The 7754-nt window shown below is 45.2% G+C and carries 9 protein-coding genes and 3 pseudogenes; 2 read left to right on the top strand and 10 right to left on the bottom strand.

The genetic code is table 11. The features are described 5' to 3' along the window. Window positions 1–119: 119 nt before the first annotated feature. On the bottom strand, window positions 120–305 hold the full coding sequence (locus tag ABLV30_RS21835; RefSeq protein ID WP_020323937.1) for a hypothetical protein: 186 nt from the start codon (window positions 303–305) through the stop codon (window positions 120–122). 294 nt (window positions 306–599) lie between these two features. On the opposite strand from ABLV30_RS21835, the gene ABLV30_RS21840 reads away from it, so the two are divergent. Both ABLV30_RS21840 and ABLV30_RS21845 read left to right on the top strand, forming a co-directional pair. Next, on the top strand, window positions 600–1619 hold the full coding sequence (locus ABLV30_RS21840; protein WP_020323938.1) for an ImmA/IrrE family metallo-endopeptidase: 1020 nt from the start codon (window positions 600–602) through the stop codon (window positions 1617–1619). Between the two features lie 5 nt (window positions 1620–1624). Continuing rightward, window positions 1625–2263 carry a hypothetical protein gene (locus ABLV30_RS21845; RefSeq protein ID WP_023279818.1) on the top strand — a complete coding sequence of 213 codons (639 nt, stop codon included), beginning with the start codon at window positions 1625–1627 and terminating at the stop codon, window positions 2261–2263. Window positions 2264–2396: 133 nt separating this feature from the next. Here the strand turns inward: ABLV30_RS21845 and ABLV30_RS21850 are convergent, their stop codons facing one another. From ABLV30_RS21850 to ABLV30_RS21890, 9 genes and pseudogenes are all read right to left on the bottom strand, one after another. Continuing rightward, window positions 2397–3503: an XRE family transcriptional regulator gene (locus ABLV30_RS21850; RefSeq protein ID WP_022631223.1), complete on the bottom strand. Its 1107-nt coding sequence runs from the start codon at window positions 3501–3503 to the stop codon at window positions 2397–2399. After that, window positions 3484–4134, bottom strand: a complete 651-nt coding sequence (locus tag ABLV30_RS21855) for a hypothetical protein (protein WP_020323948.1) — start codon at window positions 4132–4134, stop codon at window positions 3484–3486. Before ABLV30_RS21855 ends, ABLV30_RS21850 begins: the two co-directional genes overlap by 20 nt. 167 nt (window positions 4135–4301) lie before the next feature. Continuing rightward, a pseudogene (locus ABLV30_RS21860) lies at window positions 4302–4429 on the bottom strand (single-stranded DNA-binding protein); the annotation flags it as partial. After that, the gene (locus tag ABLV30_RS21865) at window positions 4422–4715 is read right to left on the bottom strand and encodes a hypothetical protein (protein WP_023279819.1); all 294 of its coding nucleotides are present in this window, start codon (window positions 4713–4715) and stop codon (window positions 4422–4424) included. The pseudogene ABLV30_RS21860 and the gene ABLV30_RS21865, both read right to left, overlap by 8 nt. 143 nt (window positions 4716–4858) lie before the next feature. After that, window positions 4859–5303: pseudogene (locus ABLV30_RS21870) on the bottom strand (DUF2280 domain-containing protein). Window positions 5304–5306: 3 nt separating this feature from the next. Further along, on the bottom strand, window positions 5307–5591 hold the full coding sequence (locus ABLV30_RS21875) for a hypothetical protein (protein ID WP_023279821.1): 285 nt from the start codon (window positions 5589–5591) through the stop codon (window positions 5307–5309). A gap of 138 nt (window positions 5592–5729) precedes the next feature. Continuing rightward, complete coding sequence (locus ABLV30_RS21880; RefSeq protein ID WP_020323951.1) at window positions 5730–5978, bottom strand: hypothetical protein; 249 nt, start codon at window positions 5976–5978, stop codon at window positions 5730–5732. Between the two features lie 199 nt (window positions 5979–6177). Next, a complete protein-coding gene (locus ABLV30_RS21885; protein WP_020323942.1) occupies window positions 6178–6729 on the bottom strand; it encodes a thioredoxin fold domain-containing protein in 552 nt (183 codons plus the stop codon). A 167-nt stretch (window positions 6730–6896) separates the two neighbouring features. Next, window positions 6897–7301 (bottom strand): annotated as a pseudogene (locus ABLV30_RS21890) (IS21 family transposase); the annotation flags it as partial. Window positions 7302–7754 lie beyond the last annotated feature (453 nt).

Consider the following 7754-nt stretch of genomic DNA (forward strand, 5'->3'; position numbering starts at 1 on the left):
TCTGTGGTAGCGTCTTACTCACTCATAGGTAAAGCTCATCACCTGTGCTTATACATAGCCAGCACACACCGTTTCTGCCTATAAATAAGATATAGGCATTTTCATAGGGCGGTATGATTTTACATGTAGCGTTCAAACTGCCACGCAGCGATGACCACCAGCATGAACAGAACGACGAGGGCAACGCACAGCACTCTGCGCCTCATATAGAGTGCAGCTCCAGCAGAAAGACCAATTAACACCAGTGTGAATGGCCAAGCGACAATTGCCGTCAGGTACGCCACAATCAGGTAGTCTTTTATCATGAATATCTCCCTGACTCGTATCCAAGCAGCAGAAAATCCTATCTATTGAGATTAACGCTGATCATTATCCGTCTTTACACCCATTTTTGCAGGATTTTTCATATCTCATGCAGGTGCGTGAAAACCACTACACAAAGCGGGCAGGCGTGATGGGGATACGAGCGTGCGCTGAAGGTTATAATGGATAACTGCATGGTAGCAATGATTCCCAGAAAATGCGTGTGGTGCGAAAAAGCTACGGTTATACTGTGCACATAACGAACTATCAAAATGAACAATAAAGGAGGGGATGAGATGACTGTAACTACACATCAGAAACCTCTTAATACTTTTTTACGCCGGGTTAGCGCTCTTGACGCTCGTCTGGCTGAAGGCCTTTCAAAGTTGCTTCCTGATTGGTGGGATGACTCGCTTAATAATTCAGCCAGTATCAGCCAGCAGGTCATTTTAGGATTAGCAAAGTTTGCAAATCTGGATTTAACGACAGTTATTAATCCTACAGCTCAATTGAGGTTCAATGAGTCAGTGCGGAGATATAAGCACGCCGCAAACAAGTCTGTTGAAGAGTTACAAGCGGCAACGGCAGTTGTAGATGGTATGGCAAAAATTGCAGCTTCAGTTGCAAAAAAACCTTATCAGGGCCTCCCTTCTGCTCGTGATATCCGAGAGTCAATTCTGTCTCAAGGAAAGCCTTGGGTAGACTTTCTGTCGCTACTGGAATTTTCTTGGTCCGCAGGTATTCCTGTGTTGTATATGACTGATATTCCAGCTAGAAAAAAGATGGATGCGGTTGCTATAAAGGTTTCTGAGCGTCCAGTTATAGCTCTTACGAAAAAACATAAACATGCAAGTGGAGTTTTGTTTGGCTTGGCTCATGAGCTTGGGCATATCGCCTGCGGTCATCTTGAAAATAACTCGTTATTAATCGATGAAAAAATTAATGAAGACGATGTTGATAACCCCCAAGAAATAGAGGCCAATGCTTACGCGATAGAGCTACTTAATGGTAGGCCTGATGCGGCATTTCACAGTAAAGGATGGATCACAGCAGAGGTGCTGGCCTCAGAAGCTCTGCGCATAGGACGTCACAATAAGGTCGATCCGGGGCATGTAGCTTTGAATTACGCCAAAACTATGAGCCGCACGCATAGTGGAAATTTTTTCCCTGTATGTGGGAAAGCACTGAACTTACTTTACCCTCGTTTGGATTGGATGGAGCAAGCTGCTGGAACTTTTCTTGAGTATGTTGATGAAGAGAAGGTTTCGGAAGACAAGTTTGAAATGCTCTGCAGAATGAACAACATCGAGGTGTAACGCCAGTGGCTGTATTACTTGATAACGATGTAGTACTGAAATTGGCCCAACTTGATCTACTTGCTGATGGTTGCAAATTACTTACAAGTAAGTATGGCCAACTTTATGTTTTAGATACACTTGTGTATCAGTTGAGAGGAAAATCTTCCCTTCGTCGATATGGCGCTGCTGCATTAGAGCGAGTCCAGCAATGCTTATCACAGGGAACATTTTTGATGTTTGAAGAGCTGATCACAGACCCGCGCTTGATTCATTTACAGAACAATTTCGAGAATCTTGACGAAGGTGAGATGCGCTTACTTCAAGGTTTATTGAATCATCAGGATTTGCTTCTATCAGGCGATAAACGTTTTTTGAAGGCTATTGCTGAAACTGGGTTTATAGAAGATGCTGCTCTAAATAATCGATTTGTCTGTTTAGAGCAGGTGGTTTGCTTTCTTATAAATGAATTATCCTTGGAACATGTCAATGCGAAAGCATCGCTCGCTTTTAAGGGAGAATGCAGGGTTGATAGCGCTTTAAGAACATGCATTGGTAATGGACGTACACATGAACATGTTGTTGAGGGCGTACTTCAACAGCTTAGAGAACTGCCAGCAACATTGCTATCAATAGAGTTGCATTGGCGTTTATCTCCGTCTTAGCAAGATGGTTCTAAGAAAAAGGGCGCAGACAAGCTGCACCTTTTTTCTTATCGTTATTTGGTTCCGGGCTTATACCCAATAGACTGTTTAACCGAACATTTTGCTTCAACGATAGGTGTTACGCTGAGGTGGGTTATCGAACTAACTGAAGAGTACCTCTCGGAATAATCAATGGCCGATTAATTGAAAACAAATCTCTTATTAACTCCTGGCTTAGTCCTGTCTTAGCAAGAATGTTAAGCCATGTTGCATCATCGAGCATATCGATAGCAGAAGAGAACATATTAGGTTCTTCAGATTTCAAAAGCTCATCCCCAGGCTCAACTTTGGTATATCCCTTTGAATTAAGATGAATATACCCAGTTCTTGCCTGCTCTTGAGTTAACAGGCCAAGAGATGTTGCTCGAAAGATGCACATTTTCAAACTGATCTTCCATCTAAGTTTGAAAGCAACTAATGCATTCCAATCAAATTGCTTACCTCTGATGCGAGGGAACTCTTTTATAAATGATAACCGAGGCGCGAGTAACGCACTGGAGAAACGATCAGCCTGTGATTCAGTAGTCTTATCACCAGTTATTATCCCTTCATGCATTACTAAATGCCCTAATTCATGACCTATATCAGAACGGAATCTACAAACACTTTTTTTCGCATTGTTCCGTATAATAACCGGTCTGTTGTTATGGACTGTAAATGCATCAACTTTATCATCAACACCCGTTACATAAGCAACAATCACACCAGCACTCTCAGCCAATTTAGCCATTGATGAGATAGGGCCAAGTCCAAGGTTCCACACTCGGCGGCATTCCTCAGCTACACGCTCAATATCGTTAAAGGTTTTCAGTTCAGCCCCTGGAAACTCAGGGATACTGACATCAGGAAACTCTATCTCTTCCTCTATTGCAGATATAATGATATTAAGTATCTCTGCCCTAGCCAAAACACTATTTGTGAGAGTTTGAGTTCGTGACTTTTTACTTCTGAAATGGCAAACATCACTTTCAAGTGCATATTTACGCTCAGAGTACAGAAAGTCAGGTTTTATTTTTAAAGCGTTCGCTATTAGTTCTAAAACCTGCTCTGTGGGTTTAAAACCCTTTTCCATTTTACTCACGAACTGTTTTGTTTTGCCTATTTTATCGGCAAGTTCTTCGCATGAAAGCCCAACAGCCATCCTGGCCAATTTGAGCTTATCCCCGCGATAGTCATCAAAGTTAATCACCTGATGTTCCATTACTACTCACATCCTGATCGTTTTCTTTTTTACGGCGACGAAGAAGAGCATCATCAATTTCAGCCTCACCAGGAAGGGAAGTTGAATCGACAGGAATAAGTGGTACTGTTACATTAGATTGATGAGTAACCATACTAATCTGAGCTCCATAACTATTAAAACCGACTAGTGCGACTTCCCACCTAGGCAATGATTGCTCTAACTCGTCGCCTTCCTCTTCGGTTATAAATGGCTCAGCCAGAATGCGCCACGTAATATCGTGCTCAGCTTCGACATCTCCAAACAATGAAAGCTGTTCGTGCTCCACTTTGTTGCGCAAAAGACGATGACGCTTTTTAGGATTGTCGATGCAATCCTTGGAAAACTGCAGCGGGACTTTATTTAAAGCCAATACATAATTCAATCCCTTGGATAGCATTTCCAGCCCCGGGATTGATGATTCGTTCTGGATCAGATGATTTCGCACCCAATCATACGCCCTCACCCCTTTTGACCAGTTACTATCCAATACATGCTGGTGATAGTAGAGCTGATCTAATACGCTGGCAATCTCAGACAGTAAGTGCTGAACATCAGCTTCAGCAAGGTAAGGCTGAAACTCCCAACAAGGTGCTAGCTGATTGTTACTCATCTTAAGTTTCGCCTTTTCCAGAATTCGTAAACCATATATTTTCGCATTTACTCTGTTTTGTCAACCAAGGTGTGCGAAAGTAATACATCTAAACATTACACATGCAGGCATATTCCAGTAAGGGCTCCACTACCTCCCCGGCCTGAGGGGAAGTAGCGGACATAGCTCGTCCAATGATTATGCTGCATATTGCCCGCCACGCTGACAAGATCGCCTTTACTGTGTTTTGCCAGCGCGTCACCTGCTTGCCAAAGGCAATGACGCCCAGCCAGAAGGTAGCCTCTCCGTTACTGATTCTGCTGGCGCCACTCTTTTACCATATCCTTCGTGACCTCCTTCTTGTAGCAGACAGGCGAATATCCTCCCGCTTTGCTCCAGGCGCTGCGGCGGCCGCATGAGCTTCCGTTCCGTGCCGTATTGAATGGGCAAGCGCAGGTACCTGGGTAGGATGCTATAGAGTCGTCGATAATTCTTTGCTTAACCTGGTCATCAGTTAACTGGTTCGATTTGGCGATGGCCATATCTGACACAAAGACGAAAGCAGCAGCAAGTACGGAAATAGTGGCTAACTTGATGTTCATTTGGTTCTCTCCGGGCTGTAGATGAACATCCAAGGTATTCGTTGAAAATTTAGCCAACATTGATCTTTCGCAACTGCAGGTGGCGCCCTGCAAGAAAAGGTAGGTCAGGCTGGTGGCTAGATCTAAGTCAAAAGCATCCATTTTCAACTCATCATCTTTTTGAAGGCGTCAGCGGTTTCTTGTGGATTAATCCCTGCAGCCCGTGCTTGAGCGTTACTGCTGCTTTTGCCTGCTGTCTCCACGTTCAGCCGGCTGGTGTATATTCCGCTAACCTCTTTAGCGGCCTGCTCCAGAATATCGGCCGTCATTCCGAAGTTCTTCATGCTTTCGGCGTTTACAGCCATGCGGTTGAGAACGCGGAGATGATAGGCTTTATTGGAGATCGGAATGTCCGAGGTATCTTTATGGAAGCGTTCTCGGGTGACGTTGCATATGTCTACCCACTTTTGAGTCAGCCCCTTACTGCTGACCTTAGTCGGATCGTGTGATTCGACCTGCTGGCGGGTTATTTCAGCCAAATCTTTCCCTTACGGATTCCACGACCTGAGTAGGCGTCTCATGGCAAGCAATGGATTGGACAATAAATATTTTTCACTCAGCCATTAACGTTGCCATATTCCCCATACGTCCAGAACTATCCAGAATTCTCACGACCACCAGCCAGCAAATCACGCATCTGGCGGGCAGACGCTTTTTAAGCCTTAACAGCTCCAGTCTGGCGCGCGTGAGATCAGCTTTCGCTTTCTGCAACTCAAACCTCATGATGCGGTCAGTATGCAAGCCCATCATACCGTTGAGAAGTGCCATTTCCCGCCATGTCTCTGTTCCGTACTCTGGGTCGCTTTGTATTAGCAGCCCGAGATGTTCGGCCAGCATCAGGTTGCGTACCCTGCTTTTTAGCAACGGAGAAAGCTCGTAAGCCTCTTCAAGCGGGAAGAATGCATGCCGACTACGTTCACCGTGCTTAACCGCGTTCGTGTTGCGCCAGTATTGATGGCTGAAATTGGAAGAGGGTTAGCGACTTTCTTTCCCGACAGGATGTACAAAGTTAACTGCGCCACCCACCAGCAATGAAAAGGGGCTACGCATTGTCGCCCCGAACTGCCAGGCAGCAAAAACCAGAAAACCAACCAAGACAACGATGGACACATTCAGCACCCGCCGCTCAGCATGCAGTAACACGACAACGGCAACCGATAGCAGGATCAGCGTCACAGGCCAGCAAGAAGCAAGCGCAATGTACGACATCAACAGGTAATCCATTATCATGGTTCACCTCTTCATTTTGACCTGAACATCCAATCATTCGTCGAACAATACTCGTGGAATACTGCGCTAATGTTGCGACAGACAACCCAACTCAGAATTATTATCAACGCTAAGCGTGGTGAAGCTTCTCAGGGTTACTTAATCCACTATGAAGGAGTTACGGCCAATAAAATTATTTACGATTCTCATCTACTCACTGGAGTTCGGAGAGAATTTTATCCGGGGACACACTACCCAGGAAGGTGTGAGCAGACTTATCCAACACAACCATTGCAGGCGTTACGGTAACACCCAGTCGGTCAGCGAGCTCCGATTGTTTAATCACCAGATTTTTACATTTTTCTGAGTTATCGTTGCCTGGCAAAAAACCGGCCATGGCATTCTGAAGACTCTTTTGGCGATCGGACGCACACCAGACTCGCCCCATATCTTCGATAACCGAATCCTTGATGGATGTCGGCACCACCGTCAGAAACGACATTGTCAGTCCTGCGTCAGTATATTTTTTGATATTTTTAACGACATAGCTGCAATAAATACATTGGTTATCGACAAAAACTAACAGCCTGTGCTTTTCTGCGCCTGCCTGGAAAGTTATGGGTTCCAGCTCAGGTAAGGAGCGAGATATATCCTCGTAGGCCATCTGGGGGGTCGTATCAGAAGCAGATACTGACGAAGCCTGAACGCCTGAGCTGACTAAAACAAAAATACCTGCGGCTAATGATTTAAGAAAAAAATGCCTCATTCCCTCTCCCCCTTCCTGTTTATAATTCCAGGACGTTAACGCCCGGCTCTCGCCATAGTTAACTCCTTTTTTATCATTTGGAAAATACGATCGTTTCTGATTTATGCTGGCTTCATCATTGGGCAGTAGCAATTAGCTGCATGCCCGGTCTCATTTCCCGCTTTTCGGGTAAAGTCCGACAGACCGCGCAGGCCTGGCTGATGCAGTTGCCGGAACATCACTTCCTGTTCGGCACCATACTGCAGCTTACACTCGCGGACCCGCCGCTGCATCGTCCTGCGGAGGCTGCCAGGGTATTGACCGGGATATTTATCCTGCAGCATTTCCAGCAGGGTCGTGGGCATCAGAGCTGGTCTTTCCTTCAACAGGGGAACAAGCTCGATGTCCCAGACGGCCTCAAGCGGATCTTTACGCGTCCGCCAGTGACGATTACCGGTTTTAGACCACTGATCTTTTTCGATCCTGCGACCTGAGCGAACAGAGATACCGGCCTTCATGGCCGAGATATGCTGGGTTACACCTTTCTTACGCTGAGTCATGTAATAACTGACCTGATGAGTATTGAGCGTCACGCCATTTCCTGTGGGATCATGAACATGGTGCTCAGATTACAAAATCGGCCAGAATAATCAGCGCCAACCGGACTGAGTTATTGTCGTCTCATATATGGGGCCAGTTTAGATTTTCATTATGGGCACACCTCTGCGTACACGCCAATCATGCGCTTTGTTGCGTCTTTATGATATCCCATGATAACAAAAAAGCCCGGTATCTGCGGGCTTTAGGGGTTTCGTGCTGGTGGGTGAATCGTCCTGATAGCTTATTTGCTTTTCTTGATGTGAAGAATCAATGTGGCTATTGAATAGCCACAAGTGAGCTAATCGTTAGTTTTTTGAATTAAAAAATCGCATATATAATGAATATTATAAGTATTAATAACTCGAACAATGTATAGATGAGCCAATTTGATTGAATCGCCACGGATAATCTAGACACTTCCGAGCCGTTGATAATACTGGTTTTCA

This window comes from Klebsiella sp. CN_Kp113 (genome assembly GCF_040064585.1).
In the GTDB taxonomy this organism is placed as follows: Bacteria; Pseudomonadota; Gammaproteobacteria; order Enterobacterales; family Enterobacteriaceae; genus Klebsiella; species Klebsiella michiganensis.